This is a genomic window from Sphingomonas naphthae, assembly GCF_028607085.1.
In the GTDB taxonomy this organism is placed as follows: Bacteria; Pseudomonadota; Alphaproteobacteria; order Sphingomonadales; family Sphingomonadaceae; genus Sphingomonas_Q; species Sphingomonas_Q naphthae.
In genome coordinates this window covers 2154236-2180330 of record NZ_CP117411.1, presented here as the reverse complement: position 1 = coordinate 2180330, position 26095 = coordinate 2154236, and the positions used below count along the sequence as shown (strand labels likewise).

28 protein-coding genes are annotated in these 26095 nt (G+C 68.4%); 15 read left to right on the top strand and 13 right to left on the bottom strand.

Going from position 1 to position 26095, the window contains the following annotated elements:
• Positions 1 to 5 precede the first annotated feature (5 nt).
• Both PQ455_RS10245 and PQ455_RS10240 read left to right on the top strand, forming a co-directional pair.
• Entirely contained in the window at positions 6 to 911 is a 906-nt protein-coding gene (locus PQ455_RS10245) for an FkbM family methyltransferase (protein WP_273685976.1), read from the top strand.
• Between the two features lie 129 nt (positions 912 to 1040).
• Positions 1041 to 2102 (top strand): NAD(P)H-dependent flavin oxidoreductase, encoded by a 1062-nt coding sequence (locus tag PQ455_RS10240; protein ID WP_273691342.1) that lies wholly within the window; start codon positions 1041 to 1043, stop codon positions 2100 to 2102.
• A gap of 92 nt (positions 2103 to 2194) precedes the next feature.
• On the opposite strand, the gene pyrF is transcribed toward PQ455_RS10240, so the two are convergent.
• Entirely contained in the window at positions 2195 to 2872 is a 678-nt protein-coding gene (gene pyrF, locus PQ455_RS10235; RefSeq protein ID WP_273685975.1) for an orotidine-5'-phosphate decarboxylase, read from the bottom strand.
• Positions 2873 to 2880: 8 nt separating this feature from the next.
• Positions 2881 to 3192 (bottom strand): LapA family protein, encoded by a 312-nt coding sequence (locus PQ455_RS10230; RefSeq protein ID WP_273685974.1) that lies wholly within the window; start codon positions 3190 to 3192, stop codon positions 2881 to 2883.
• A gap of 117 nt (positions 3193 to 3309) precedes the next feature.
• On the opposite strand from PQ455_RS10230, the gene radA reads away from it, so the two are divergent.
• Positions 3310 to 4680 carry a DNA repair protein RadA gene (gene radA, locus PQ455_RS10225; protein ID WP_273685973.1) on the top strand — a complete coding sequence of 457 codons (1371 nt, stop codon included), beginning with the start codon at positions 3310 to 3312 and terminating at the stop codon, positions 4678 to 4680.
• A 708-nt stretch (positions 4681 to 5388) separates the two neighbouring features.
• Positions 5389 to 5718 (top strand): tetratricopeptide repeat protein, encoded by a 330-nt coding sequence (locus PQ455_RS10220; RefSeq protein WP_273685972.1) that lies wholly within the window; start codon positions 5389 to 5391, stop codon positions 5716 to 5718.
• A gap of 79 nt (positions 5719 to 5797) precedes the next feature.
• Here PQ455_RS10220 and PQ455_RS10215 read toward each other — a convergent pair whose 3' ends face one another.
• The 5 genes from PQ455_RS10215 to PQ455_RS10195 form a co-directional block, all read right to left on the bottom strand.
• A complete protein-coding gene (locus tag PQ455_RS10215) occupies positions 5798 to 6466 on the bottom strand; it encodes a phosphorylase family protein (protein ID WP_273685971.1) in 669 nt (222 codons plus the stop codon).
• A 14-nt stretch (positions 6467 to 6480) separates the two neighbouring features.
• Complete coding sequence (gene dcd / locus PQ455_RS10210; RefSeq protein ID WP_273685970.1) at positions 6481 to 7035, bottom strand: dCTP deaminase; 555 nt, start codon at positions 7033 to 7035, stop codon at positions 6481 to 6483.
• 205 nt (positions 7036 to 7240) lie between these two features.
• Positions 7241 to 7984 carry a hypothetical protein gene (locus PQ455_RS10205; RefSeq protein WP_273685969.1) on the bottom strand — a complete coding sequence of 248 codons (744 nt, stop codon included), beginning with the start codon at positions 7982 to 7984 and terminating at the stop codon, positions 7241 to 7243.
• Positions 7981 to 9192, bottom strand: coding sequence for a toxic anion resistance protein (locus PQ455_RS10200; RefSeq protein WP_273685968.1), 1212 nt, complete (start codon positions 9190 to 9192; stop codon positions 7981 to 7983). The genes PQ455_RS10205 and PQ455_RS10200 overlap by 4 nt, the downstream gene beginning before the upstream one ends.
• A 686-nt stretch (positions 9193 to 9878) precedes the next feature.
• Positions 9879 to 10430 (bottom strand): glutathione peroxidase, encoded by a 552-nt coding sequence (locus tag PQ455_RS10195; RefSeq protein WP_273685967.1) that lies wholly within the window; start codon positions 10428 to 10430, stop codon positions 9879 to 9881.
• 127 nt (positions 10431 to 10557) lie between these two features.
• Here PQ455_RS10195 and PQ455_RS10190 point away from each other — a divergent pair, with 127 nt between their 5' ends.
• The 6 genes from PQ455_RS10190 (at position 10558) to PQ455_RS10165 (ending at position 14491) form a co-directional block, all read left to right on the top strand.
• Positions 10558 to 10935 carry a hypothetical protein gene (locus tag PQ455_RS10190; protein ID WP_273685966.1) on the top strand — a complete coding sequence of 126 codons (378 nt, stop codon included), beginning with the start codon at positions 10558 to 10560 and terminating at the stop codon, positions 10933 to 10935.
• Positions 10932 to 11120: a helix-turn-helix transcriptional regulator gene (locus tag PQ455_RS10185; RefSeq protein WP_273685965.1), complete on the top strand. Its 189-nt coding sequence runs from the start codon at positions 10932 to 10934 to the stop codon at positions 11118 to 11120. Before PQ455_RS10190 ends, PQ455_RS10185 begins: the two co-directional genes overlap by 4 nt.
• A 26-nt stretch (positions 11121 to 11146) precedes the next feature.
• Positions 11147 to 12016 (top strand): alpha/beta fold hydrolase, encoded by an 870-nt coding sequence (locus PQ455_RS10180; RefSeq protein WP_273685964.1) that lies wholly within the window; start codon positions 11147 to 11149, stop codon positions 12014 to 12016.
• Between the two features lie 89 nt (positions 12017 to 12105).
• Positions 12106 to 13314, top strand: coding sequence for an O-succinylhomoserine sulfhydrylase (gene metZ / locus PQ455_RS10175; protein WP_273685963.1), 1209 nt, complete (start codon positions 12106 to 12108; stop codon positions 13312 to 13314).
• Positions 13311 to 13709, top strand: a complete 399-nt coding sequence (apaG, locus tag PQ455_RS10170; RefSeq protein WP_273685962.1) for a Co2+/Mg2+ efflux protein ApaG — start codon at positions 13311 to 13313, stop codon at positions 13707 to 13709. Before metZ ends, apaG begins: the two co-directional genes overlap by 4 nt.
• Entirely contained in the window at positions 13706 to 14491 is a 786-nt protein-coding gene (locus PQ455_RS10165) for a LysR family transcriptional regulator (protein WP_273685961.1), read from the top strand. Before apaG ends, PQ455_RS10165 begins: the two co-directional genes overlap by 4 nt.
• Before the next feature lie 130 nt (positions 14492 to 14621).
• On the opposite strand, the gene PQ455_RS10160 is transcribed toward PQ455_RS10165, so the two are convergent.
• On the bottom strand, positions 14622 to 15491 hold the full coding sequence (locus PQ455_RS10160) for a LysR family transcriptional regulator (RefSeq protein WP_273685960.1): 870 nt from the start codon (positions 15489 to 15491) through the stop codon (positions 14622 to 14624).
• Between the two features lie 191 nt (positions 15492 to 15682).
• On the opposite strand from PQ455_RS10160, the gene PQ455_RS10155 reads away from it, so the two are divergent.
• From PQ455_RS10155 to PQ455_RS10145, 3 genes are all read left to right on the top strand, one after another.
• The gene (locus PQ455_RS10155) at positions 15683 to 16057 is read left to right on the top strand and encodes an EthD domain-containing protein (protein ID WP_273685959.1); all 375 of its coding nucleotides are present in this window, start codon (positions 15683 to 15685) and stop codon (positions 16055 to 16057) included.
• A gap of 42 nt (positions 16058 to 16099) precedes the next feature.
• On the top strand, positions 16100 to 16615 hold the full coding sequence (locus tag PQ455_RS10150; protein ID WP_273685958.1) for a nitroreductase/quinone reductase family protein: 516 nt from the start codon (positions 16100 to 16102) through the stop codon (positions 16613 to 16615).
• A 64-nt stretch (positions 16616 to 16679) separates the two neighbouring features.
• Positions 16680 to 17846, top strand: a complete 1167-nt coding sequence (locus tag PQ455_RS10145; protein WP_273685957.1) for an FAS1-like dehydratase domain-containing protein — start codon at positions 16680 to 16682, stop codon at positions 17844 to 17846.
• A 249-nt stretch (positions 17847 to 18095) separates the two neighbouring features.
• On the opposite strand, the gene PQ455_RS10140 is transcribed toward PQ455_RS10145, so the two are convergent.
• Positions 18096 to 18602 carry a peptidylprolyl isomerase gene (locus PQ455_RS10140; protein ID WP_273685956.1) on the bottom strand — a complete coding sequence of 169 codons (507 nt, stop codon included), beginning with the start codon at positions 18600 to 18602 and terminating at the stop codon, positions 18096 to 18098.
• A gap of 397 nt (positions 18603 to 18999) precedes the next feature.
• Here PQ455_RS10140 and PQ455_RS10135 point away from each other — a divergent pair, with 397 nt between their 5' ends.
• Both PQ455_RS10135 and PQ455_RS10130 read left to right on the top strand, forming a co-directional pair.
• On the top strand, positions 19000 to 20385 hold the full coding sequence (locus PQ455_RS10135) for an amidohydrolase (protein WP_420542869.1): 1386 nt from the start codon (positions 19000 to 19002) through the stop codon (positions 20383 to 20385).
• Positions 20382 to 21692 (top strand): amidohydrolase family protein, encoded by a 1311-nt coding sequence (locus PQ455_RS10130; RefSeq protein WP_273685954.1) that lies wholly within the window; start codon positions 20382 to 20384, stop codon positions 21690 to 21692. The genes PQ455_RS10135 and PQ455_RS10130 overlap by 4 nt, the downstream gene beginning before the upstream one ends.
• A 34-nt stretch (positions 21693 to 21726) precedes the next feature.
• Here the strand turns inward: PQ455_RS10130 and PQ455_RS10125 are convergent, their stop codons facing one another.
• Genes PQ455_RS10125 through PQ455_RS10110 form a run of 4 tightly spaced genes read right to left on the bottom strand, consistent with a single transcriptional unit; the run spans position 21727 to position 26081 of the window.
• Entirely contained in the window at positions 21727 to 23223 is a 1497-nt protein-coding gene (locus PQ455_RS10125) for an MFS transporter (RefSeq protein ID WP_273685953.1), read from the bottom strand.
• Between the two features lie 46 nt (positions 23224 to 23269).
• On the bottom strand, positions 23270 to 24793 hold the full coding sequence (locus PQ455_RS10120) for a diguanylate cyclase domain-containing protein (RefSeq protein ID WP_273685952.1): 1524 nt from the start codon (positions 24791 to 24793) through the stop codon (positions 23270 to 23272).
• A 57-nt stretch (positions 24794 to 24850) separates the two neighbouring features.
• Entirely contained in the window at positions 24851 to 25696 is an 846-nt protein-coding gene (locus PQ455_RS10115) for a DUF5694 domain-containing protein (RefSeq protein WP_273685950.1), read from the bottom strand.
• A 34-nt stretch (positions 25697 to 25730) separates the two neighbouring features.
• Positions 25731 to 26081, bottom strand: a complete 351-nt coding sequence (locus tag PQ455_RS10110; protein ID WP_273685949.1) for a YbaN family protein — start codon at positions 26079 to 26081, stop codon at positions 25731 to 25733.
• Between the last annotated feature and the right edge of the window lie 14 nt (positions 26082 to 26095).

The window sequence follows — 26095 nt, the reverse complement described above, 5'->3', positions numbered from 1 at the left end:
CAACGATGCGCGGTTTGTGGGAGAGGGTCAGCGGCAAGCGATCCAGGCGGATGCAGCGCCAGATCGAACAGCTCACCCATCAGGTCCACGCGCTGGAAGCCTTCAGCCACGGTTCGCGCGCCACCTACATGGGCAATAATCGCGTGCTGGTGAAGGCGGTGATGGCCGGCCGCAATTTCGGTTTCATGGTCGAAGCCGATGATCGGCTGATCGCGCCCTGGTTCATCATCACCGGCCAGTTCGAGCCGGTGCTGACCAACTATTTCATCCGCGTGCTGAAGCCCGGCGACCATTGCATCGATGCGGGCTGCAACTTCGGTTTCTACACCGGCCTGATGGGGCGGCTGTGCCCGCAGGGTCAGGTCGTCGGCATCGAGGCGGACGGGCGGGTCGCCGATCTGGCGCGCGACAATCTGGCGATCAACAATGTGCAGGAGAATAGCCGCATCGTCCACGCGGCCATCTGCGATAGCCGCGATCCGGTGACGCTGTATCGCCGCATCGGCCGGCCGGGCAACACCAGCATGACCGATCCGGGCACGGCGCTGACCGACCTGATGGGCGAGCCGGCGGTCGAGCCGTTCACGGTGACGGGCGTGCGGATCGACGATCTCGCCGCCGAGATGGGCGGGCGGGTCGATCATATGAAGATCGACGTCGAGGGCGCCGAACCGCTCGCCTTCGCGGGCGCCCGCCGCACCATCGCGGACAATCCGCAGTTGCGGATCGTGATGGAATGGTCGCCGGACCAGATCCGCACGGCGGGCTTCGACCTGTCGGCCTTCCTGGGCGATCTGGCGGGGATGGGGTTGAAGCCGTTCGACATCGTCGGGACGGAGCTGGCGCCGCTGTCGTTCGCGGACCTGCCGAACGTGCCGCCACGGCCGGGGATCGTGCTGACGCGGGGGTGATCGCCCCACTCACCCGTTCGTGCTGAGCGCAGTCGAAGGACGTGCCCCACACGATATCGTCCAGCCGCACGCCCTTCGACTGCGCTCAGGACGAACGGAAAGGTAGGATGAGGCTGCGATAGGATGACCATGCCCTTCCTAGACCCGCTCGGCCTCACCCTCCCGCTGATCCAGGCGCCGATGGCGGGTGTCTCCACCCCCGCGCTGGCCGCCGCCGTATCCAACGCCGGCGCGCTGGGATCGATCGGGGTGGGGGCGACCGATGCCGCCGGCGCCCGCGCGATGATCGGCGAGGTGCGGGCGCGCACCGATCGGCCGTTCAACGTCAATCTGTTCGTCCATGGCCCGGCGACCCCCGATCCGGCGCGCGAGGCCGCGTGGCTGGCGGCGCTGCGCCCGGTCTTCGCCGAATATGGCGCCGCGCCGCCGGCCACGCTGCGCACCATCTACCGCAGCTTAGCCGAGGATGCGGCGATGCTGGCGATGCTGGTCGAGATCGCGCCGCCGGTCGTCAGCTTCCACTTCGGCCTGCCCCCGGCCGGGGCGGTGGCGGCGCTGCGGGCGCGCGGCATCCTGATGCTCGCGACCGCGACGAGCCTCGCCGAGGCGCGGGCGATCGAGGCGGCGGGGATCGACGCGATCGTGGCGCAGGGGATCGAGGCGGGCGGGCATCGCGGCATGTTCGATCCCGCCGCGCCCGATGACGCGCTCGGCACGATGGCGCTGACCCGGCTGCTGATGCGCCACACCGGCTTGCCCGTGATCGCGGCGGGCGGGATCATGGACGGCGCGGGGATCGCCGCCGCGCTCGATCTCGGCGCGGTCGCGGCGCAGATGGGCACCGCCTTCATCGCCTGCCCCGAGTCCGCCGCCGACCCCGCCTATCGCGCCGCGCTCGCCGGCCCCGCCGCCTTCCACACGACGCTCACCGCGCTGATCTCCGGCCGCCCCGCCCGCGCGCTGGCCAACCGCTTCACCGCGCTGGCGGATGCGCTGGCGGGCCTCGCCCCACCCGATTATCCGATCGCCTACGACGCCGGCAAAGCCCTCCACGCCGCCGCCAGGGCGCGGGGCGAGCATGGCTTCGGCGCGCAATGGGCCGGGCAGGGCGCGCCGCTGGCACGGGCGATGCCGGCGGGGGAATTGGTGGAGACGCTGCGGAAGGAGTTGCGGGCGGTGCGGGGCGCCTGACCCTGATCGTCATGCCAGCGCAGGCTGGCATCTCGTGAGGTTTTGCCCGGCGGTGGGAGGCCCCAGCTTTCGCTGGGGCGACCTGTATGTTGTTACAACGTCGCCGCGATCGCCCGTGCCGCCGCGTCCGGGTCTTCCGCCTTGGTGATGGGGCGGCCGATCACCAGCACGCTCGCGCCATTGTCGAGTGCCTGGCGGGGGGTGATGGTGCGTTTCTGGTCGCCGACCGCGCCGCCTTCGGGGCGGACGCCGGGGACGACGAAATAACCCTTGGGCCACAGCTTGCGCGCGGCGGCGACCTCGTTGCCGGAGCAGACCACGCCGTCGAGCCCGGCGTCGCGGGCCAGCGCCGTCAGCCGCTCGACCTGGGCATGGGGATCGGGCTGGCCGACGCCGATATCGGCCAGATCGCCGCCGTCGAGGCTAGTCAGCACCGTGACCGCGACCACCTTGGTGCCGGGCGGGGCGGCGGCCTTGGCGTCCTCCATCATCGCCCGGCCCCCGGCGGCATGGACCGTCAGGATCGCGGGCTTCAGACTCGACAGCGCCTGCACCGCGCTCGCCACCGTATTGGGGATGTCGTGGAGCTTCAGGTCGAGGAAGATCGGCAGGCCGATCGCGGCGATCTCGCGCACGCCGGCCTGGCCGTGGGCCGCGAAGAATTCCAGTCCCAGCTTCAGCCCGCCGACATGGGTGTGGACCCGTTCGGCGAGCGCCTTGGCGCGGGCGAGATCGGGCGTGTCGATGGCGACGAAGATACGGCTGGACATGATTTTACTCAGATGACCGCGTCGGCGCTCCCCGCGATCGGGCGGGCCGGGACGGCATCGATGACGGGTGTGGGCGGCACGGAAGGGACGGACGGGATGGGTGCGGGCAGCTGGCGGCGCAGGTGCCACAGCTTGGCGCGATGCCACGCCCAGGTGGGCAGGAAACCGATGAGGAAGGCGATGAACAAGGCGACCGGCAGGTTCGCGTCCGCGACCTGACCCGCCCACAGGTTGATCGACACAGGCCGCCAATTGTTGGTGGCGAAGACGACGGCGATCACCGTGATCGCGATCCAGAACAGGGTTTTCAGGAAATTCATCGCACCTCTCCTGCTGGGGACGGCTTAGAGCGTTGCGAGGGGATTGGCCAGCGCGGGCTTGCCATCGCCGAAACGAATGCCTATGTTCCCTTTTCGTTCATGGCATCGGGGGGCAGGATGGCACGGCCGCAGAAACGCTACGCATGTCAGGCCTGCGGCACCACCAGCCCGCGCTGGCAGGGGCAATGCACCGATTGCGGCGAGTGGAACACATTGGTCGAGGAGGCCGGCGGCGGCGTGGTGACGCCGTTCGCGGCGAAGCACCATCTGAGGACCGGGGGCCGCGCGGTGGTGCTGTCGCCGCTCGATGCCGAAACGCCGTTGCCGCCGCGCCTGTCGACCGGGATCGCGGAATTCGATCGGGCGCTGGGCGGGGGTCTGGTGGCGGGGTCCGCCACGCTGATCGGCGGCGATCCGGGGATCGGCAAGTCGACGCTTCTGTTGCAGGCGGCGGCGCGGCTGGCGCTGGCCGGGCTGTCGGTGGCCTATATCTCCGGCGAGGAGGCGGCCGATCAGGTGCGGCTGCGCGCGCGGCGGCTGGGGTTGGACAAGGCGCCGGTGCAATTGGCGACGGCGACATCGGTGCGCGACATTTTGACGACGATGGAGGCGGGGGTGCCGCCCGCGCTGCTCATCATCGATTCGATCCAGACGATGCACTCCGATCTGATCGAGGGCGCGCCGGGCACGGTCAGCCAGGTGCGCGCCTCGGCGCAGGAACTGATCCGCTTCGCCAAGGAGCGGGGGACGGCGCTGATCCTGGTGGGCCATGTCACCAAGGACGGGTCGATCGCGGGGCCGCGCGTGCTGGAGCATATGGTCGATACGGTGCTGGCGTTCGAGGGTGAGCGCAGCCACCAATATCGGCTGCTGCGCGCCACCAAGAACCGCTTCGGCGGCACCGACGAGATCGGCGTTTTCGCGATGGGCGAGGGCGGGCTGGACGAAGTGGCCAATCCCTCGGCCCTGTTCCTCACCCATCGCGGCGAGACGATCGCCGGGGCGACGGTGTTTCCGGCGATGGAGGGCACCCGGCCGGTGCTGGTGGAGATCCAGGCGCTGGTGGTGCGGCTGGCGAGCGGCGCCACGCCCCGGCGGGCGGTGGTGGGGTGGGACAGCGGGCGGCTGGCGATGATCCTGGCGGTGCTGGAAGCGCGCTGCGGGCTGAGCTTCTCGGCCTGCGAAGTCTATCTCAACATCGCCGGCGGCTATCGCGTGTCCGATCCGGCGGCGGATCTGGCGGTGGCGGCGGCGCTGGTGTCGGCGCTGGCGGAGCGGCCCGTGCCGGCCGAAGCGGTGATCTTCGGCGAAGTGGCTTTGTCGGGCGAAATCCGCCCGGTGGCGCACGGCGCGCTGCGGCTGCGCGAGGCGGCGAAACTGGGCTTCACGCGGGCGCTGGCGCCGGCGTCGGTGAAGGAGGCGCCGATGACGGTGGCGAGTTTTTCGACCCTGGGGGCGATGGTGGATCATCTGCTGGGGCGGGGGTGATCGGGCATAGGGTGGAGGTTTGTTCGCGCGGAGACGCGGAGACGCGGAGAGAAGAAGGGGTTTGGTGGGACGTGGCTCTCCGGGGGGCGGGGCGGAGTTTCGGGTGGGGCGAACGGTTCGGCGGAGCGGCTTACAAGCGTTAAGGCGCGGATGAGGCGTTGAATGGCTGGCTCTGGCGATTACGCCAAGCCCATCTCGTCGCCCCGGCGAAGGCCGGGGCCGCCGGAAGCGATACGCGCCGCCTGGGCAGCCCCAGACACCTTCACCAATCCGCAGTTGTGTCTCGTCCCTGGGGTGCGGATTAAGCCATCCCCAAGCCGTCACCCCGGCGAAGGCCGGGGTCTCGGGCGGTGTGGCAGCCGGTGGGAGAGCCACGCGTTTCTGCGGCCACACCCCTAGCCCCCTGCGGCCCCGGCCTCCGCCGGGGCGACGTGGCGGCCTTGGCCAAGGCCGGGAGAGCCACGCCCCATCAAGCTCCTTTCTTCTCTCCGCGCCTCCGCGTCTCCGCGCGAACATCCTTCCAGCCTATCCGTCAGGCGTCCGCCTTCGTGGTTCGGCCCGACAGCCATACACCGCCCGCCATCCAACCTCCTGAAATCCCGATCACATCCGATCCCGATCCCCACCGCAGCGCAGCACGCAAATAAATTGCCGAAGAGTCTTAAAAGCGTAACATTCACCTCCCGACTCGAACGAAGGAGAATGACTATGCGCTCGATCCTTGCCTTTGCTGCGCTCGTGGCTGCCCCTCTCACGGCCGCCGCCGCGCAGGACCAGGTCGCCTTCAGGGCGATCACCAAAGCCGATTATACCGCCGCCGAAACCCAGTTGGCCGCACAGGTCGCCGCCGGCCAGCGCGAGCCGGGCGTGCTGCTCAATCTCGCCGCCGTCTACAACAAGACCGGCCGCGCCGCCGAAGCCGTCGCGCTCTATCGGATGGTTCAGTCCGAACAGAACGTGCTGATGGAAACCGCCAGCGGTGCGCCGATCTGGTCGCACGATGTCGCCACGCGCGGCATGACGCTCGCCTCGCGCTGAGCAAAGGGGGGCGGTGAGCCCCTCCATCTACCACCATCCCAACCCATGTGCTCCTGCCTGCGCAGGAGCACGGGGCGGGCTATAGCGCCGCGATCGCCCTCTCCGCTTCCTCGGCCGCCGCGCGGGCGGCGCGGGCGAGGTGTTCGAGGAAGCTGGAGGCGCTGTCCTCGTCGGCCGCGTCGGTGGCGGCCTTGATCGCCGCCCATGGCACGCCGGCCAGTGCCGCCGCCTGCGCTACTGCCGCCGTCTCCATGTCGATAAGGGTCGCGCCGAGAGCGGTGCCGAGTTCTTCCGCATGGAGCGCGCTTTCGACGAACATGTCGCTGCTGGCGATGCGCGCGCCGGGCAAGGCGATGCCGGGCAGGTCGAAAGCGCGATAGGGCGTCAGCACCGGCTCGGGGCCGAAGGGGACCGTGCCGGGATCGTAGCGGGCGAAGCGGCTCTCGCTACGGGCGCCGTAATCCACCTGGAGCGCATCGACGATCCGATGCGCTCCGCCCGGCCCCAGCCCGATCCGCGCCGCCGTGCCGATCACCAGCAGCAGCTCGACCCGGTGGACATGGATGAGCAGCGCCGCCGCGCTGGCGCTCGCGACCTTGCCGATGCCGGTGCAGGCGAGGAAGCAGGCCTTGCCACCATGCGCCAGTGCCCGCACCGCGATCGGGCCGGGGAGGATGTCGCCGGACAGATCGGGACGAAAGGCGTCCAGTTCGGCCTGCATCCCCGTGACGATGCCGATGCGCTTCATCGGACGACGCCCGCTCACAGCCGGGGGAGCGTCACGCCGCGCTGGCCCATATATTTGCCGGAGCGGTCTGCGTAACTCACCTCGCAGGGCTCGTTGCCCTGGAGGAAGAGAAACTGGCAGGCGCCCTCGTTGGCGTAGATGCGGGCGGGCAGCGGCGTGGTGTTGGAGAATTCGAGCGTCACATGCCCCTCCCAGCCGGGTTCCAGCGGCGTGACGTTCACGATGATGCCGCAGCGGGCATAGGTGGATTTGCCGAGGCAGATCACCAGCACGTCGCGCGGGACGCGGAAATATTCGACCGTGCGGGCCAGGGCGAAGCTGTTGGGCGGGATGATGCACACGTCGGTCTTGCGATCGACGAAGCTGTTGGCGGCGAAATCCTTGGGATCGACGATGGCGCTGTCGATGTTGGTGAAGATCTTGAACTCGTCCGACACGCGCGCGTCATAGCCGTAGGAGGAGAGACCGTAGGAGATGCAGCCGTCGCGCCGCTGCGCCTCGACGAAGGGCTCGATCATGGCGTGTTGCGTCGCCTGCTCGCGGATCCAGCGATCGGACATCACGGACATGGTCGACTTCCCCCTCGCGTCCGGCGGTGGCCGGGATGATGTCGCGCTACGATGTTTGGGCGGCGGGGTTCAAGGGGTGCGGTGCGTTGTATTGCCGACGTGCGGTTCGCTCTGGGCGCAGCCGAAGGCCCCGCTTCGACGAGCCCGACGGCTGCCCATAGCCTGATCGGGAAATGGCTGAAAGTCTTCGGCGGGAGAGCGCTGCTCAGGCCGGTTCGTCGCCCGCGCCGCGATATTTCAGTTCCAGATAGCGGTTCTGGGTCGCCAGCCGGTCGAGATCGCCGCTGGCGAGCTGGCTCGTCATCCGCTCCAGCTCGCTCTTCACGATCGAGAGGCCCTCCACCAGGTGCTTGTCGGGCGCCTCGCCGCCGCGCGCCTGGCCGCGCATCGCGGCGGGGACCTTCTGATAGCCCTGGATCAGTTCGGGTAGCTCCTCCGACACCAGTTTGCGGAATTCGCCGGCGACCGGTGTGGTCGGGTCGATGCCCTGGAGCTGGGGCGACAGCGCCTCCAGTTGCAGGTTGATCGAATCCACCATCCGCACGGCGGGCGCGGGCAGGGCCGGGCGCTGGCGCACCAGCCATTCCTCGGTGCGCTGGGGCAGGAGGGGCAGGTCGCTGGTGGCCAGCGCCTGCGGCGTCGCGGCGGGCTCGACGGTGGCGAGGCTGATGATCGCGATCCACGCCAGCATGATCGTGGCCGCCGCCGCCACCACGCCCATGATGCCCAGCGGCGCGATCAATATGCCCCAGCCGATCGCGGCGATGGCGATGGCGAGCGCCGCCCACATCATGCGCGAAAGGGTGCGCAGCATCGCCTTGCGGCGGCGTTCGCGCTGGCGCTGGCGCTGGCGGCGGCCTTCGGGCGAGATATGGTGCAGCGCCTCTCCGGCGCGGGCGGCCACCGCGAGCTTTATCTCCTCGGTGATCCGCGCCAGATCGTTGCTCATCCCTCGATCGCCTTGAACGGATCGTTGCCGCCGCTACCGCCGGTGAGCTGCGCCTGCGCCTGGCCCTCGGCCCGCGCGATATAGCCGCGCGATTTCTCGACCTCGTCGGTCAGCGTGTTGACGGTCTGCTTCATCGAGCTGAGCGCCTCCAGCTTGAACTTGTCGATCGAATCCATCGTGTCGTAGATGTTCTGAAAGGCGCGGCGCAGCGTCTCCAGCGGGATCGTCGACGAGGCCGCCTGCTGGTGGATCTGACCGGTCTGCTCCTTCAGCATGGTGCCGGTCGATTCGATCATGTTCGCGGTCGTCGTGTTGAGCGCGGTGATCTGTTGCAGCACCAGTTTCTGGTTGGTCAGCGCCTGCGCCACGGTGACGGCGGTGCGCAGGGCCGAGACGGTGGTGGTGGACGCGCGATCGACGCCCTTCACCAGCTCGACATTGTTCTTCTTGACCAGATCGAGCGCCAGATAGCCCTGCACGGTGACCGCCATCTGCGTCAGCAGGTCGGTCGATCGCTGGCGGACGTAGAAGAGCGCGGTCTCGCGGATCGCCTTGGCCTTGGCCGGATCGGTCGATTCCAGATCGGCGGCGGTATCCTCCAGTTTCTGGTCGAGCGCCTTGGAGACGTGGATCATCTGCTCCAGCCGGCCCATCGCCGCCCACAAATTCTGCCGCTCGACGTCGATCGCGGCATTGTCCTTCAGCAATTCGTCCTTGCCGCCCGCCAGCCGCGCCAGGATCGACGAGATGTGGGTCTGCGCCGATTTGTAGCCGTCGAAATAGTCGCGCAGCTTGTTGCCGAAGGGCAGGATGCCGAACAGTTTCTTGGGCGCGAGCAGATTGCCGCGCTTGCCCGGATCGAGATCCTCGATCGTGCGGCGCAGTTCGGCCAGATCGGTGCCGACGCCGGTGTCGGCGTCCATCGCCTTGACCGGCTTGTCGAGGAAGCGGTTGGAGAAGCCCGCGGCCTCGGCGATCTCGCGCCGGCCCATGTTGGTGATCTGATCGACCTTCTTGCCGAATTCCGGGCTGTTGGCATCGAACGCGACCAGTTCGCTGACGAAGCCGTCGATCCGCTCCTGCAATTTGGTTTTCTGCTCGTCGCCCAGCGGCACCAGCCCGGCGGCCTTTTCGGGCGCGATCACCGCGACGGGCGCGGGCGGGGTCAGCTTGAGTTCGGTCGTCGTCTCGGCCGTCTGCGTCGCCATGGGAGATGCCCTTTGCCCGGTGTATTAGTCGTGTGTCACGCCCAAGATGGCCGTTCCCCGCGCGGGGTTCAAGTTCCCCGCGCGACTCATTTCACGCACGCTTCAAAAACAGGAAAGTTCCCGTCCGGTTGCAGCTTGCAATCTTTGCAACCACATTTCCTACTATTGCAATTGCGAGACTCGCTGCTGCGCCGCACAAGGATCGGGCCTTTCAGGCATCCTCTCCTAAAACTTCAGGCCGTCCTTCGGGGCGGCCTTTTTTTTGGCCGGCGATCCGGCGGCGGGATCCGCGCCGGCGACTGATACCGGTTACCCCGGCTGATTCCCGACATTTTGGATTCGTTGCCAATCGCAACCGCATCGACTTCCACGATGCGGGATCGGCGGTGTCGCGGCTACCCGCTCATCGCCCCCGCGATGTGCTACTTTGGTCCAACAGCGGATCGGCATCCCGACGCCCTTCCACGATAAGCCATTGGCAGGAATGGATTATCATGGCTTTTCCCTGCCAGACATGTTCGGTAACTATTTGGTACATGGGGGCTTGCAGAATCGGGTGCTGCGATGCACAAGGATCAGGCCTTTCAGGCATCCTCTCCTAAAACTTCAGGCCGTCCTTCGGGGCGGCCTTTTTTTGTCCGGGCGATCCTCGAGGGGGCGGAGGCAGGGCGCCCCCTCCGCGATCCTCACTCGCCCGGATGCAATTCCCGTTCGATCGCGGAGATCAGGGCATCGTCGTTCGGCGCGGTCGTCGGGGCGAAGCGGGCGGCGACCTCGCCGTCTCGGCCGATCAGGAACTTCTCGAAATTCCACAGCACGTCCGGGGCCTCGGTCGGGGTCAGGCCGTGGCCGCGCAGTTTCTCGCGAAAGTCTTCGCCCCCGCCCTGCGCGGTCGGCTCGGCGGCGGTGAGGGCGGCGTAGAGCGGGTGGCGATCCTCGCCCGCGACCGAGATCTTCGAGAACATCGGGAAATCGACCGCGAAGTTCAGCGTGCAGAAATCGGCGATCTCGGCGTCGCTGCCCGGCTCCTGCCCGCCGAAATTGTTGGCCGGGAAGCCCAGCACGGCGAAGCCCTGATCGCGATATTTCGCATAGAGCGCCTCCAGCCCCTCATATTGCGGCGTCAGCCCGCATTTGGAGGCGACGTTGACCACCAGCAGCACCTGCCCCGCATAATCGGCGAGGCTCGTGTCCGCGCCCTTGATGGTCTTGAGCGGGATATCCTGAATGGCGGTCATGCGGGCTCTCTCCTGGGATGAGGCTCCGAATAAGGGAAGCGGCCCGCCGATCGTCAACCCGATGTAAAGCGTGCTTGACAGGTCCGACTCACCCTCTGTAAAGGTTGCTTTACAGGAGGAAGCCACCATGACCCAACGTCGCTACATGATCGAACTGATGGCCGCGCTCGGCCTCTATGCCGTGCTGCTGGTGGGGATGAACTGGGCCGATCGCGCCTATCACCCCGTGGGCGGCGCACGCATCGCGCTGGCGTTGTTGCCGATGCTGGGCTGCGTCGCGGCGCTGATCGCGATCATGCGCGGTATCGGCCGGCTGGACGAGCTTCAGCGCAGGATGCAGTTCGAGGCGCTGGCCTTCGGCTTCGCCGTCACCGCGCTCGGCACCTTTGCCTACGGGTTCCTGGAGGATGCGGGCCTGCCCCGGATGCACGCCTTCGCGGTATGGCCGGTAATGGCGGTGGCGTGGATGGCCGGGCTGGTCCTCGCCCGGCTGCGCTACCGGTGAACAACCGCCTCAAGGATCTGCGCGCCGAACGCGGCTGGAGCCAGGGCGACCTTGCCGCCGCGCTCAACGTCTCGCGCCAGACGGTCAACGCGCTGGAAAACGGCCGTTACGATCCTTCGCTGCCGCTCGCCTTCCAGATCGCCGCTCTGTTCGCGGCGCGCATCGAAGACATCTTCATCCCCTGATTTCCGTGTCCCGAAAGGAATTGCTCATGCGTCCGTTGCAATGGTTCGCGGCGCTGTTCGCGCTCGTCTTTCTCGCCGGCCACGCGCTCGCCGCGCCGACCCGCTTCACCGTCGAGGTGTCCGGCAAGGGGCCGGACGTGATCCTGATCCCCGGCCTCGCCTCCTCCGCCGATGTGCTGCGCCCCACGGCGAAGAGGCTTGCGGCAAACCACCGCGTCCATCTGATCCAGGTCGCGGGCTTCGCCGGGGCGCCGGTCGCCGGCAATGGCGGGGAGGGGCCGGTTGTCGCCCCGCTCGCCGAGGAGATCGCGGCCTACATCACCGCCAGCAAACTGACGGCGCCGGCGGTGATCGGCCATTCGATGGGCGCCGAGACTGGGTTGATGCTCGCCGAGCGCCATCCCGCCCTCGTCGGGCGGCTGCTCGCGGTGGATGCGCTGCCCTTCTTCCCGCTGGTGATGAACCCCGCCGCCACCGTCGAGACCGTCGCCCCCCAGGCCGCGCTGTTCCGCGACCGCATGGCCGCCGCCACGCCCGGGCAGTGGGCGGCGATGCAGACCGCCGGCATGGCGCGCTACATCAAGACCGAGGCGGCACGCCCCGGCCCGATCCGCGAAGCCGTCGCGTCCGACAAAAGCGTCGTCGCCCGCGCCGCCTACGAACTGATGACCACCGATCTGCGCCCCGATCTCGCCCGCGTCACCGTGCCGGTCACCGTCCTCTACGCTTATGATCCGGTCTATGGCGTGGGCGCCGAGGTGATCGACGCGCTCTATGCCGGCGCTTATGCCGGGACGGCGAAGCTTACCCTCAAGCGGATCGACGGCAGCTTCCACTTCATCATGCTCGACCAGCCCGCCGCCTTCGACGCGGCGGTGGACGCCTTCCTGAAGTGAGGCGCGGGCAGGGCGGATGCCGGATATTCCGCCCGTCCACCCCAACGCCTAAGTTGACGAAGCCTCCCCACCGGGGGCAAAGCGCCGCCATGAAGCGCAGGACCGGACAGGACAGGAGCATCACCAGCCGCTGGCGGCCCGCGACCCAGGCGGTGCGCGGCGGCACGGTGCGTTCCGAATTTGGCGAGACGAGCGAGGCCCTGTTCCTCACCTCGGGCTACACCTACGACAGCGCGGCCGAGGTCGCCGCGCGCTTCGCCGGCGAGGCGCCGGGGATGACCTATTCGCGCCTCCAGAACCCCACGGTCGAGATGCTGGAGCATCGTATCGCGCTGATGGAGGGGGCCGAGGCGTGCCGCGCGATGGCGACCGGCATGGCGGCGATGACGGCGGCTTTGCTCTGCCAGCTGTCGGCGGGCGACCATCTCGTCGGCGGGCGCGCGGCCTTCGGCTCGTGCCGCTGGCTCACCGACACGCTGCTGCCGCGCTTCGGCATCGAGACCACGATCGTCGACGGCACCGACAACGATGCCTGGGCCGCCGCCGTGCGCCCCAACACGAAGGTGTTCTTCTTCGAGACGCCGGCCAACCCCACGCTCGACATCGTCGATATGGAAGCGGTGTGCGGCATCGCCCGCGCGAACGGCATCACCAGCATCGTCGACAATGCCTTCGCCACGCCGCTGCTCCAGCGCCCGCTGGAGTTCGGTGCGGATATCGTCGCCCATTCCGCCACCAAGATGATGGACGGGCAGGGCCGCGTGCTGGCGGGCGCGGTGTGCGGCAGCGAGGAATTCATCGAGAACACGCTTCTGGCCTTCACCCGCAACACGGGGCCGACGCTTGCGCCGTTCAACGCCTGGGTGGTGCTGAAGGGGCTCGAGACGCTCGACTTGCGCATCCGCCGCCAGAGCGAGAATGCGCTCGAGGTCGCGCGCTTCCTGGCGGGCCGGATCGAGCGCACGCTCTACCCCGGCCTCGAAAGCCATCCCCAACACGCCCTCGCCATGAAGCAGATGGCGGCGGGCGGCACGATCCTGTCGGTCTATCTGGATGGCGGGCGCGAACAGGCGCACGGCCTGCTCGATGCGCTGGAGCTGGTCGATATCTCCAACAATATCGGCGACAGCCGCTCGCTGATGACCCACCCGGCCTCCACCACCCACGCCGGCCTCAGCCCCGAGGTGCGCGCCGAGATGAATGTCGAGGAGGGGCTGCTGCGCCTCAACGTCGGCCTGGAGGATCCGGCCGACGTGATCGAGGATTTCGACCGCGCCTTGAAGAAGGTCGGTCTTTGAAGGCGCTCTTCCCTTATGCGGAGACGACGCGCGGCGTGACGGTGCGCGTGGCGGTCAGCTTCCTGCCCGAGCAATCCGAGCCGGCGCGCGGCCGCTGGTTCTGGGCCTATCATATCCGGCTGGAGAATGACGGGCCGATGGCGGTGCAGCTGATGACCCGCCGCTGGACGATCAGCGACGCGATCGGCCATCGCCATCTCGTCGAGGGCGAGGGCGTCGTCGGCGAGCAGCCGGTGATCGCGCCGAGCGGCAGCTATGATTATGTCTCGGGTTGCCCGCTTTCGACCCCGACGGGATCGATGAAGGGCGATTACGAGATGGTCGGCGAGGACGGATCGGTGTTCCGCGTCGAAATCCCCCAATTTCCCCTGATCGGGCCGGCGGTGGCGGAATGAAGCGGACGCACCTGCCCCTGAACGGCCTGCGCGTGCTGGACGCCGCCGCGCGCCACCTGTCCTTCACCCGCGCCGCCGACGAACTGGCGGTGACGCCGGCCGCCGTCGGCCAGCAGATTCGCGCCTTGGAGGATACGCTCGGCGTCGTCCTGTTCCGACGCACCGCGCGCGGGCTGGAGCTGACGCCCGAGGGCGAGGCCGGGCTCGATGCGCTCAGGGCGGGCTTCCTCCAGTTCGAGGAATCGGTGCGCGCGATGCAGGCCGGCCAATCCTCCAAGACGCTCACCATCGCCGCCCCGCGCGACATCAGCGCCAAGTGGCTGGCGGCCAGGCTCGCCGCCTATGGCCGCACCGATCCCGATCTGCGCTTCGTGCTGCTCGCGTCCGATGGTGGCCTCGATTTCACCGAGGCCAATCTCGATCTCGCCCTCTGTCTGGCCGAGGGCCCGGGCGAGCATGAGGGGGTTGCGCTGGGCGAAGCCGGCTTCGTCAGCGTCGGCCTGGCCGATGGCGCGGACACGCCGATCGCCTGGGCGGGCTGCCCGGCGGGCGAGAAGGGCGCGGGTGTCAGCGTCGCCGACGCCGGCCTCGCGATCGACGCCGCCGCCGCCGGCTTCGGCCGCGCCTGCGTTCCCCACCTCCTTGCCGCCGCCGACATCGCCGCCGGCCGCGTCACCGCGATCGCCCCGGTCGAGGACGGCCGCCGCTACTGGGCGGTCGCCCCGGTGCCGCAATGGCGCCAGAAGAAGGTCAAGGCCCTCGTCGCCGCGCTGACGGGGTGAGGTAAAGGCGCTCCCCTCCCGCTTGCGGGAGGGGCTGGGGGTGGGTGCGCGGCCCGCAGGGGCGCGCTCCGGCCTATCCGTCGAGGCCCACCCTCGCCCCCTCCGCAAGCGGGAGGGGAGAAGCCTCGCATCAGATCAGATATTGCCGGATGCGCTTCAGCGCCGTCTCCGCCAGCGGCGATCCGATCCGCCCGCGCAGCCGGGCCAGATAGATCGGGGTCGGCGGCAGCGGCAGGTCCGCCACGGCGATCGCGGTCAGGCTCCCGTCCTCCAGCTGCTCGGCGACGAACGCCAGCGAGCAGATGCACACCAGATCGCTCCGCAAGGTCGCTTCGCGCAGGATATGGTAATTGTCGCACACGAAGCGCGCCGTGCTCAGCTTGTGCTTGGCGACCGGCGGGTCGATCGAGCTGGCCCAGGGATAGGGCAGCAGATCCTCCATCTTCAGGTCCGTCCGCGCCGCCAGCGGATGGCCGCTGCGCACCACGCAGGAGGCCTGGATGTGGCCGAACTTCTCGACGTCGATCTCCGGCCCCGGATCGATATGGCTCTCCGGAAACAGGAACAGCTCGATCGCATCCTTCTTCAGCGCCTCGAGCAGATCGTTGCCGGGCCGCACCATCACGCGCAGCTGCGCGATCGTGTCGGGCGCGAAGAATTCGCCCGCGAAATGGCCGAGGATCTGGCTGGCGAGCAAGGGCGCGAGCCCGATCTGGAGGCTGCCCGCCGCGCCCGACCCGAACAGGCGCATATTGTTGTCGAACACGCGCAGGCTTTGCAGCAGAGGTTCCGCCTGGGCGATGACTTGCGCGCCCGCCGTGGTCAGCTGCACGCCATGGCCCATCCGGTTGAAGATCTGGAAGCCGTAGCGCTCCTCCAGCGCCGCGATGCTGCGCGAAAGCGCCGGCTGACTGATATTTAGCTCCGCCGCCGCGCGCGAGAAGCTGCCGGTGCGCGCCACCAGCAGCAGTTGATGCAGCCGTCCGATCGATAGGTCCATAACCGGATCACATAGCCTTACGCGAAATGGGTATTAGACAGCATAGCGACCCGCGCCCACTTTGCCAGCCGCGAGAGGCGAAAAGAGCCGGCCCCCGGCCGGTATCGATCGCCACCTCGTCAACGAGAGATCAGGCGAGAGGGTATCGGCGCATGTTCAAGCAGATCTGCTTTTTCCGGAAGCGGCCCGACATGACCATGGAGCAATTCATGGACTATTATGAAAACCAGCATTCGGTCCTCGCCAAGAAGATGGGCAAGAAGCGCGCGATCAACGGCGCCTCGCGCTATGTCCGCCGCTATCTCCAGCATGAGAAGAACCCCATCACCGGCGAGGTGATCGATCCGGGCTATGATTGCATCATGGAAATCTGGTGGAACAGCCGCGAGGAGTTCGAGGCTTCGCAGAAGGTGATCTCCAGCCCCGAGCGGATCGATGCCATCCGTGAGGACGAGCTGAACCTGTTCGCCTCCAACAGCAATCCGATCTGTTCGGTGATCGAATATGATTCCGCGATGGGGCCGAACGGCGAGATGACCCACATCGAGTTGACCTACAGGGACTGAGCCCGCGCCCGTCCGACCACCGCATTGTCAGGGAGAGCCCCGTTGAGCACCGAATCCGCCGCCGCCATCAGTGCCGTCCGCCGCGACTGGGTGGCCGAGCATCGCGAATCCTACCTCCGCTCGGGTGGCGCGGAGGGCCATATCATGGATATCACCGCCGTCGGCGGCCGCAGCTTCGCCACCAACTGCCTGGTCAAATATGTCGGTCGCAAGAGCGGCAAGGTGTTCATCACGCCGCTCTGCTACGCCGACATCGGCGGCGAGGTCGTGATCTGCGCCTCCAAGGGCGGGGCGGATCATCATCCCGCCTGGTATCTCAACATCGTCGAGGCCGACGAGGTCGAATTCCAGATCGCCACCCAGGCCTTCCGCGGCACCTGGCGCGAGCCCGAGGGCACCGAGCGCCAGAAGGTGTGGGACTTCTTCGTCGATTGCCACCCCTTCTACGCCACCTACCAGGCGTCGACCGATCGGATCCTGCCGCTGGTGATGATGAGCGCGGTCGAGGCGATCCCGGTGTTCAAGGAATCGGACGCCACCGGCACCCGCCAATATTGAGGCCCGCGCCCGACCATTCCCGCTGAACGTCACCCGGCCGCCCGCGCCGGCAAAGGAAATCTGCATGACCGCATCGACGCTCGATTGCTCGGATATCGATCAATATCTCGGCAAGACGATGGATTATTCGCCGCTTCGCGAGCCGCTTGCGAACAATGATTTCCGCCGCTGGGCGCATGCCATGCATTACGCCAACCTGCTCCATTACGATCCGGCCTTTTCCGCCGCGAGCCGCTGGGGCAAGCTGATCGCGCCGCAGAGCTTCCCGATCGCGACCGACGACGGCCATGGCGTCGCCCCCGCCTGCGTCGGCCGCATCCCGGATTCGCACCTGCTGTTCGGCGGCGACGAATATTGGTTCTCGGACACGCAGGTCTCGGCCGGCGACACGATCGTCAACGAACGCATCCCGTTCGACTATGTCGTCAAGCAGACCTCGTTCGGCCCCACCTGCTTCCAGCGCGGCGACAATTTCTACCGCAACCAGCATGGCGCGCTGATCTCGAAGCAGCGCTCCACCTCGATCCGCTATCAGGCCAAGGCCGGCGGCGACAGCGTCAACATGGCCGATGCCGAGGAGCCGGTGTGGACCGACGAGGAACTCGCCGCCGTCGAGGCGCGCGCGTTCGAATGGGTCAAAATGCTCCACGATCTCGGCCACCAGGAGCGCTGGTGGGATGATGTGTCGGTCGGCGATCAGCTGCCCGAGCGTGTGTTCGGCCCGCATTCGATCGCCAGCTTCACCACCGAATGGCGCGCCTTCCTCATCAACACCTGGGGCACGCTCGACATGCGCAAGAACGATCTTCTCGCGCTCGGCTTCACGCCCGAAATGGCGGGCTACGAGAATGATCCCGACATGCAGCTCGTCAACCCGACGCTCACCGACGGCGCCTATTACGGACCCTCGCGCGGCCACCTCTTCCCGCGCTGGGCGCGCAAGATCGGCATGCCGCGCGCCTATGGCTATGGCGCCTCGATGGGATCGTGGGTCACCGATTACCTCGCCGGCTTCGCGGGCGAGCATGGCATGGTCGTCCACTCGATCGCCAACTATCGCGGCCCGGCGCTGTCCGGCGACATCACCATCCAGACCGCTGAGGTGATCGACAAGCTGGTCGACGCCGAGGGCCGCCATCTCATCCAGGTGAAGCACAAGATGGCCAACCAGCGCGGCGTGACGATGTGCACCGGCACGGCGGAGATCGCGCTGCCGAAGAAGGGGGCGTAACGCCTTTCGGCTCGGGGAGCGCACACGGAGAACCGACATTCGATCCAGGCTCTCCGGTGCTCCTGCGCAGGCAGGAGCCCAGGTTCACGAAGCGCACCGCCTGCCACCCTGGGCTCCTGCCTGCGCAGGAGCACGACGGTGATCATGGCATGACGTTCCCGCAATTTCTCCCCATCGCAGATGGGGAGGGGGACCATCCGCAGGATGGTGGAGGGGCCTCGCGCCCTCCACAGCACCGCAACCCCAGCCCTAAGGCATCCGCCGCGCGCTCACGATCGTGACCGGCTTGCGCAGGATCTGCCCCTTGGTTTCTTTCGAGAAGCCACCGGGGAAGGTCGGCAGCGACAGGATCTTGTGGATCACCGGCATGCCCGCCACCACCTTGCCGAACGCCGCATAGCCCGGCCGGCCATCTTTCGCGTCGAGATAGGTCATCGGCCCGACCGTCACGAAGAAATCGCCCATCGCGGAGCCCGGCGCGTTGCGCGCCATCGAGACGGTGCCGTCGATGTGCGAAAGGCCGGTCTTGCTGGTCGGCTCGTGCGCGACGGGGTTGAAGGCTTTCGGCACGAAATGGTCGATCCCGCCCTGCACCAGCCCCTTGGTCGGATCGCCGGGGTTGCGCGCCGCGCGATAGAAGGTGGTGCCGTCGAAGCGCTTGTCGTCGACATACTTCAGGAAATTGGCGCTGCTGAGCGGCGCGCGCGCCGTATCGAGCTGGATGACGATCGCGCCGAGGCTGGTGGCGAGCTTCACCCGAACCGGCTTCGGGGACGCCGCACCAAGTGTGACGGCTGAGAGAGCGAGCAGGGCGAAGCGATACAGATGGCGAATGACGGCCTCCGGGGCGGGACAGGTCGGCGACCCCCTATGTCGGGTTCGGGGCGGGTGACGCAACCCAAACGAAAAATCCTCCCCTGCAAGGGGAGGGGGACCGTCGGCGAAGCCGATGGTGGAGGGGTGACCCGCCCTCGATAGCGCGATACCCCTCCGTCAGCCCTGCGGGCTGCCACCTCCCCTTGCAGGGGAGGATCATCGCCGCACCAGGCATGGACCTCGCCGTCCGTTCCGCCTAACCTCCCCGTAACGAACCAGAACAGGGGGCGACATGACGACCACGAAACAGTGGCTGCGGCTGTCGGCAGCGCTTGCGATGACGCTCGGCGTCGTCGCCTGCGCGGGCGATGGGGCCAAGCCGAAGAGCGCCGCCAGCAAGCCGGCCGGGCCGGGGCTCAACAAGGGCTATGCCCACGATCCCTTCCCCTCGACCTACCATGCCTATCCCGGCGTCCCCACGCTCGTCCGCAACGCGACGGTCTATGATGGCGAGGGCGGGCGGATCGACGGCGGCGAGGTGCTGTTCGCCGACGGCAAGGTCGTCGCGGTCGGCAAGAGCCTCTCGGTTCCGGCGGGCGCCACGATCATCGACGGCGCCGGCAAGTGGGTCACCCCCGGCATCATCGATATCCACAGCCATCTGGGCGATTACCCCACCCCTTCGGTGCAGGCGCATTCGGACGGCAACGAGATGACCGGCCCCGTCACCGCAGACGTCTGGGCCGAACATAGCGTCTGGCCGCAGGACCCCGGCTTCGGGCGCGCGCTCGCCAATGGCGGCGTCACCGCGCTCCAGATCCTGCCTGGCTCCGCCAATCTGTTCGGCGGGCGATCGGTCGTCCTGAAGAACGTCTACGCCCGCACCATGCAGGGGATGAAGTTCCCCGGCGCGCCCTATGGCCTGAAGATGGCGTGCGGCGAGAATCCCAAGCGCGTCTATGGATCGAAGGGGCGCCAGCCCTCGACCCGGATGGGCAATGTCGCGGTCGATCGCCAGACCTGGGCGAAGGCGGCGGCCTACAAGCGCAAGTGGGACGCCTATGAGAAGGACGGCGGCAGCGCCCCCGATCGCGACATCGCGATGGACACGCTGCGCGGCGTGCTGGCCGGCGAAATCCGCGTCCAGAACCATTGCTACCGCGCCGACGAAATGGCCATCGTGATGGATATGGCCAAGGAATTCGGCTACAAGGTGACCGCCTTCCACCATGCGGTCGAGGCCTACAAGATCGCAGATCTCCTGAAGCAGAACGGCACCTGCGCGGCCGTCTGGGCCGACTGGTACGGCTTCAAGATGGAGAGTTTCGACGGCATCGGCGAAAATCTGGCGCTGCTCCACAAGGCGGGCGCCTGCGCCACCATCCATTCGGACGACGAGAACGGCATCCAGCGGCTCAACCAGGAAGTCGCCAAGGCGCTCGCCTCGGGCCGCCGCGCCGGCATCGACGTGCCCGATGCCGAGGCGTGGGAATGGCTCTCGCTCGGGCCGGCGAAGGCGCTCGGCATCGATGGCCAGACCGGCAGCCTCAAGCCCGGCAAGATGGCCGACGTGGTGCTGTGGAACGGCGATCCGTTCAGCGTCTACACCCGCCCCGAAAAGGTGTGGGTCGATGGCGCGCTCCTCTACGATTCGATGGACCCGAAGCGCCGCCCGGTGAGCGACTTCGAGCTTGGCCAGCCCGGCATGGGAGACGTGAAATGAAGCGTGCGCTTCTTCTGATGGCGACGATGACCGCCATCGGCTTCGCCGCCCCCGCCGTGGCGCAGACCGTCGCCATCACCGGCGGCACCGTGGCCCTGGGGGACGGCTCCGCGCCGATCCCCAACGGCACCGTCGTGTTCAGCAATGGCCGCATCGTCGCGGCGGGCGCGGGGGTCGCCGCCCCGGCCGGCGCCACCGTGATCGACGCGACCGGCAAGTGGGTCGCCGCCGGCATCGTCGCCGGTCCCAGCGAGCTGGGTCTGGCCGATGCGGCGGGCGTCGCCGAGAGCAACGACGCCGCCGCGCGCACCTCGCCTTTCTCGGCCGGGCTCGACGTGGCGGCGACGATCAACCCCGACGCGGTCGCGATCGGCAACGAGCGGGTCGGCGGTGTCACCCGCGCGATCGTCGCGCCGCGCGCGGTCAGCTCGATCTTCGGCGGGCAGGGGGCGGTGATCGATCTCGGCGCCGATGCCCAGCCGCTCACCCGCGCCCACGCCTTCCAATATGTCGAGCTGGGCGAGGATGGCGGCAAGCTGGCGGGCGGCAGCCGCCCGGCGGCCTTCGCGATGTTCCGCGACGCGCTGACCCAGGCGCAGGATTATCGCCGCAACCCGGCGGGCTTCGACGGGCGCGGCAAGGATTCGCTCCTCAAGCGCGCCGACGCGCAGGCCCTGCTCGACATGATGGACGGCAAGGTGCCGATGATGGTCCATGTCGAGCGCGCCAGCGACATTCGCGCGGTGCTGGGCCTGACGCGCGATTATCCGAAGCTGAAACTGGTGCTGGTCGGCGCCACCGAGGGCTGGATGGTCGCCCGCGAGATCGCGGCGGCGAAGGTGCCGGTGATCGCCTCGGCGCTGGCCGATCTGCCGGCGGCGTTCGAGAATCTCGCCGCCACCGAAAGCAATGTCGGGCGGATGACGGCGGCGGGCATCCCCGTCGCCATCTCGACCATCGGTGTGAACGACGCGGCGGGCGAGCATATCCTCAAGCAGTTCGCCGGCAATCTGGTGGCGATCGCCAGGGTGCCGGGTGCCACCGGGCTCGATTGGGGCAAGGCGTTCGCCAGCATCACCTCCAAGCCGGCGGAAGCGCTGGCGATGGGCGACGAACTCGGCTCGCTCCGCCCCGGCCGCCGCGCCGACGTGGTGATCTGGAGCGGCGACCCGCTCGAACTCGCCTCGCTGCCACAGGCGGTGTGGATCGACGGCGTGTCGCAGCCGATGGTCTCCCGCCAGACCCGTTTGCGCGATCGCTACATCACGCCGCAGGAGGGCGCGCTGCCGAAGGCGTACAGCTATTGATGCCATGAAGCCCCTCCCCTAAAGGGGAGGGGCTTCATGCGTCGCGAGCCCGCACCCGCATCACCAACGGCAGCAACAGCACGGAGGCCGCGCTCAACCCGCCCGACAGAAGGAAGAACCCGTCATAGCCAATGCTCGCCTCCATCGATCCCGCCGCCCCGGCCAGCAGGCGCGGTAGCAGGAAGGCGAAGCCCGACAGGAAGGCATATTGCGCCCCCGGCCACGCGGGGTTCACGAGCATCGAGAGATAGACCACGAACACCGCCGCCGCGATGCCGTTACCGAACTGGTCAGCGAAGGTAGCGATTACCAGCACCGCCGTGCCGGGCGGTTCGTGCGCCAGCCATACGAACGCCCAGTTGCCGATCGCCGCCAGCATCGCGCCCAGCGCCAGCGTCCAGCCCTGCGGCCAGCGCGTCGCGATCCAGCCGCCCGCGCCGACGCCCGCCATGTTCGCCGCCAGCGCCACCACGCCGTCGGCCAGCCCCATCTGCGTCAGCGTATAGCCCGCGCCCTTCACCAGCGGCTTGGCCAGCGCCATCGCCAGCACGTCGCCCATCCGGTAGAGCGACACGAACGCCAGCAGCACCAGCGCGCCGCTGCCGTAGCGCCAGAAGATATCCACATAGGGGCCGATCGCGGCCGAGGTGCGGATCGGCGCGTCCGCCGGCGCGCGGCGGATCGCGGGCAGGGCCAGCGCCATCGCCACGAAGGGGGCGAGGCAGATCAGCAGCACCACCGGCGTCACGTTGGTCGTGGCGCTCATCCCGGCGCCGGCCGCCAGCGCCAGCACCACGCCGCCGATCGCAGCCGTCGCCCCCGCCACGCCGATCAGGATAGTGGCGCTGGCCAGCAGCCCCGTCGCCAGCGCCACCATCCGCCCGCCGCCGCCGTCCCCCTCGGGCCGCATCGCGGCGAGGATGGGGAAGGGCAGGAAGGCCCCCGCCGCGATCGCCAGATAGGCCCCCGTCCACCCCGCGATATCGGCCACGATCAGCGCCCCGCTGCCCGCCACCACCATCGCCGATCGATAGCCCCACAGATAGGCCGCCACGATCGGCCCCTGCTCGGCTTGGTCGGGCGCGATCTCGATCCGCCAGCCGTCGGCGGCGATCTCCAGCGTGGTCGTCCAGAAGGCGAGCAGCACCGCGCAGAGGGCGGTGACGCCCAGGCTCCGGTCGGTGGCTGTAAAGGCCATCGCGCAGAGCGAGGTGAAGATGCCGAGCTGCGCCAGCATGATCCACCCGCGCCTTTTGCCCCAGAAGCGCCCGAAGCCGGGCACCGACACCCGATCGAGCAGCGGCGCCCACAGGAATTTGAACGTCGGCAACAGCGCGACCCACGCGAAGAAGCCGATCACGACCAGCCCGACCTTATGCTCGCTCAGCCGCAGCGACAGGATCGAGGAGAACATGAACAGCGGCAACCCGGCCGACACGCCGAGCAACAGATACAGCGCGAGCCGGCCTTTGGTGTGATGATGCCCCATCGGCGCACGCTCGCCGGGCCGGGGGCGGGCGTCAATCACCATGAACAATTGGCGGTCGCCCCGGCGCAGGCCGGGGCGGCCGGGGGTCTTACCCCGCCACCGTGCCCCTCGCGGTCCCGCCCAGCCGCGTCGTCGCGGGGCGGGCCGCCATGATGGGCATGTCCCGGCCATGGATGCGGGCGGTGCCGCGTTGTTCGCGTTTGGCGTGGTAGAGGGCGAGGTCGGCCTTGTGGATCAGGTCGGCGGGGCCGGCCATGTCGGGCTCGACCATCGCCGCGCCGATCGTGGCGGAAACGGCGCGGGTCTGGCCGTCCTGCGACACGGTGTGGCGCAGGTCGCGCAGCAGGCCGGCGACCAGCGTTTCCAGCCGGGCGCAGTCGCGCGGGCGGGAGATCAGCATCACGAATTCGTCGCCGCCCAGCCGCGCCACGAAGGCATGGGCGCGGGCGGGCTTGCGCAGCCGCTCGGCCATCAGCTGGAGCAGCCCGTCGCCGGCGATGTGGCCGAAACTGTCGTTCACCTGCTTGAAGCCGTCGAGGTCGATCAGCAGCAAGGCGAGCGGCCCGTCCTCGGCCTGCGCCTGCGCGAATTTCCCGGCCAGCATTTCGGTGAAATGGGCCCGGTTGGGGATTCCGGTCAGCGCGTCGGTGGTCGCGTTGCGGCGCAGTGCCTGCTCCATCTCATATTGGCGCGTCACATCCTGGAACACGCCGATCGCCGCGACCGGCCGGCCATCGATCACCTCCAGTTCGCCGACGCTGCGCACCCGGCGGCGCTGGCCGGTGGCGGTGACGAATTCGGTTTCGATATCGTACGGCCCCTGGCCCGCGATGGTGCGCTCCAGCGCGGCGGCGATCGTGGGGCGATCGTGCGGCAGATAATGATCGAGCGCCTTGTCCAGTGGCGGCTGGACCCCCAGCGGCAGGCCGTAGATTTCATACACCTGATCGGACCATTCGACCGCGTCGCCGCCGATCGGCAGCCGCCACGATCCGATCTGCGCCAGCCGCTCGGCATGGCGGAACTGGCGATGCTGGCGATCGAGCGCATGGCAGCGTTCCTGCAATTCGCTCGACAGGCGGATGGCGTCGGCGGCGGTGGAGCGGGCGCGGATGAGGGCGCAGACCAGCGCGGCCAGATCGCGCAGCACCGCCGCATCGGCCTCGGTGAGCAGGCGCGGCTTGATATCGATCACGCACAGAGTGCCGATGCCGTCGATCCCGTCCGTACCCCACAGGCGCAGCGGCACGCCGGCATAGAAGCGGATGCGCGGATCGCCCGTGACCAGCGGATTGGCGGCGAAGCGCGGGTCGAGCGTCGCGTTCGGAACGACCATGATGTCGTCATGTCGGATGGCGTGGGCGCAGAAGGCGATGTCGCGCGGCGTCTCGACCGCGTCGATCCCGCATGATGCCTTGAACCATTGACGATGGTCATCGACCAGCGAGACGAGCGCCATCGGGCAGTCGAGCAGGCGGCTGGCGATGGCCACCACCGCATCGAACTCGCGCTCGCGCGGGCTGTCGAGAATGTCCAGCGCGGCGAGCCGTTCCAGCCGCAGCCGCTCGGCGTCACAGGCCTCGATCGGCGACGCTGGCGTGGCGTGGAGCATGGCGTATCGTAACATACATTGAGACAAGCCGAAATCGACGAAGCGAGATCCGGCCGCTCAGCAGCGTCGCGCGGCCGGTGGCGGAAGATACGCCAAGGTATCGGCTACCGCGAACGCGCCCGATTGCCGCGCGAACTGATCGAGCAGGAAGGCATGGCCGGAGCCGTAGAGCACCAGCACGCGATCGGTCGCCGCCGGCGCGAGGCGGACGAGATTGGCGAGGATGCGCAGGTTGCGGCCATACCAGCTGCCGACCCACGTCGCGCCGGGATTGGTTTCGCCCGCGCCCAGCATCGCGAAATCATAATAACGGCGATTGTTGCGGGCGCGTGCCTCGGGCTGGTTGTAGCGGCGATACCAGTCGCCGATCGCGGTGCAGGCCATGAACGCCTCGTCCATATCCACCTCGGCCTGCGCGCCGGCCTTCATCGCCGCGAAGCGGGGCCCCATGCCGTTGGCCTCGGCCCAGGCGGAATAGTCCCAGTCGGCCTCGCTGCCCGCCGGTCGCCCGTTCCAGTCGACCGCGTCGATGCGGGCGAGACCGAGCTGCTTGGCCAGCCGGAAGCCGATCTGCTCGCGCTCGTCGGGCTTGAGCGGGGCGGTGCCGTCGCGATAGGCGGCGTAGCGCGCGTCGAGCCGGTCCTGCCGCGCGCTCGGCCATTCGATCGCGATGCGGGTCGGGCGGAAGGCGGCAAGCCGATCGACCAGCGCCGCGATCTCGCGCTGGCGATCGGGTGTCGTGATGTCGCCGATGCGGGTGTTGACGACGTCGCGGTTGCTGTTGGCCAGGTGCGGGGAACCGAGCACGAGCAATCCGGGCCGCGCCTCGGGCTGGCGGTCGATCAGCAGCGGATCGGGCGTGGCACCGGCAAGGAGCGGCGCGAGGAGGAGCGCGGCGAGCATGACGGGGATACGCCGCTGCCCGCGCCGGGTTCCCTCAGCCGCTCGGCCGGGTCGCGATCCAGGTGCCGCAGATCAGCGCCACGCCGAGCGGGGTGTAGCACCAGGGATAGGGCAGGAAGACGAGGCCGATGATGGCGCTGCCCGTCAGCATCAGCAGCGATGCCGTCTTGCCCTTGCGGCTGATCGCGCCCTTCTCCCGCCAGGCCAGGATGTGGGGGCCGTAGCGCGGATGCTCGATCAGCCGCCGCTCCCATTCGGGATTGCTGCGGGCGAAGCAGAACGCGGCGAGCAGCATGAACGGCACGGTCGGCAGCAGCGGCACGAAGATGCCGATGACGCCGACGACGATCGCGAGGATGCCGGCCGAGAGATAGAAGAGGCGCATGGCGGGTGAGCGTA

What these genes read in the sequence shown, in the direction of transcription:
- PQ455_RS10195 (WP_273685967.1), bottom strand. Translation starts at nt 10,430, where the DNA reads ATGACCGCCATTCAGGATATCCCGCTCAAGACCATCAAGGGCGCGGAC.
- PQ455_RS10190 (WP_273685966.1), top strand. Translation starts at nt 10,558, where the DNA reads ATGACCCAACGTCGCTACATGATCGAACTGATGGCCGCGCTCGGCCTC.
- pyrF (WP_273685975.1), bottom strand. Translation starts at nt 2,872, where the DNA reads ATGTCCAGCCGTATCTTCGTCGCCATCGACACGCCCGATCTCGCCCGC.
- PQ455_RS10215 (WP_273685971.1), bottom strand. Translation starts at nt 6,466, where the DNA reads ATGAAGCGCATCGGCATCGTCACGGGGATGCAGGCCGAACTGGACGCC.
- PQ455_RS10200 (WP_273685968.1), bottom strand. Translation starts at nt 9,192, where the DNA reads ATGGCGACGCAGACGGCCGAGACGACGACCGAACTCAAGCTGACCCCG.
- PQ455_RS10160 (WP_273685960.1), bottom strand. Translation starts at nt 15,491, where the DNA reads ATGGACCTATCGATCGGACGGCTGCATCAACTGCTGCTGGTGGCGCGC.
- PQ455_RS10135 (WP_420542869.1), top strand. Translation starts at nt 19,000, where the DNA reads ATGACGCTCGGCGTCGTCGCCTGCGCGGGCGATGGGGCCAAGCCGAAG.
- PQ455_RS10110 (WP_273685949.1), bottom strand. Translation starts at nt 26,081, where the DNA reads ATGCGCCTCTTCTATCTCTCGGCCGGCATCCTCGCGATCGTCGTCGGC.
- PQ455_RS10245 (WP_273685976.1), top strand. Translation starts at nt 6, where the DNA reads ATGCGCGGTTTGTGGGAGAGGGTCAGCGGCAAGCGATCCAGGCGGATG.
- PQ455_RS10130 (WP_273685954.1), top strand. Translation starts at nt 20,382, where the DNA reads ATGAAGCGTGCGCTTCTTCTGATGGCGACGATGACCGCCATCGGCTTC.
- PQ455_RS10220 (WP_273685972.1), top strand. Translation starts at nt 5,389, where the DNA reads ATGCGCTCGATCCTTGCCTTTGCTGCGCTCGTGGCTGCCCCTCTCACG.
- PQ455_RS10120 (WP_273685952.1), bottom strand. Translation starts at nt 24,793, where the DNA reads ATGCTCCACGCCACGCCAGCGTCGCCGATCGAGGCCTGTGACGCCGAG.
- PQ455_RS10155 (WP_273685959.1), top strand. Translation starts at nt 15,683, where the DNA reads ATGACCATGGAGCAATTCATGGACTATTATGAAAACCAGCATTCGGTC.
- dcd (WP_273685970.1), bottom strand. Translation starts at nt 7,035, where the DNA reads ATGTCCGTGATGTCCGATCGCTGGATCCGCGAGCAGGCGACGCAACAC.
- PQ455_RS10125 (WP_273685953.1), bottom strand. Translation starts at nt 23,223, where the DNA reads ATGGTGATTGACGCCCGCCCCCGGCCCGGCGAGCGTGCGCCGATGGGG.
- PQ455_RS10240 (WP_273691342.1), top strand. Translation starts at nt 1,041, where the DNA reads ATGCCCTTCCTAGACCCGCTCGGCCTCACCCTCCCGCTGATCCAGGCG.
- radA (WP_273685973.1), top strand. Translation starts at nt 3,310, where the DNA reads ATGGCACGGCCGCAGAAACGCTACGCATGTCAGGCCTGCGGCACCACC.
- metZ (WP_273685963.1), top strand. Translation starts at nt 12,106, where the DNA reads ATGAAGCGCAGGACCGGACAGGACAGGAGCATCACCAGCCGCTGGCGG.
- PQ455_RS10165 (WP_273685961.1), top strand. Translation starts at nt 13,706, where the DNA reads ATGAAGCGGACGCACCTGCCCCTGAACGGCCTGCGCGTGCTGGACGCC.
- PQ455_RS10230 (WP_273685974.1), bottom strand. Translation starts at nt 3,192, where the DNA reads ATGAATTTCCTGAAAACCCTGTTCTGGATCGCGATCACGGTGATCGCC.
- PQ455_RS10145 (WP_273685957.1), top strand. Translation starts at nt 16,680, where the DNA reads ATGACCGCATCGACGCTCGATTGCTCGGATATCGATCAATATCTCGGC.
- PQ455_RS10115 (WP_273685950.1), bottom strand. Translation starts at nt 25,696, where the DNA reads ATGCTCGCCGCGCTCCTCCTCGCGCCGCTCCTTGCCGGTGCCACGCCC.
- PQ455_RS10205 (WP_273685969.1), bottom strand. Translation starts at nt 7,984, where the DNA reads ATGAGCAACGATCTGGCGCGGATCACCGAGGAGATAAAGCTCGCGGTG.
- PQ455_RS10180 (WP_273685964.1), top strand. Translation starts at nt 11,147, where the DNA reads ATGCGTCCGTTGCAATGGTTCGCGGCGCTGTTCGCGCTCGTCTTTCTC.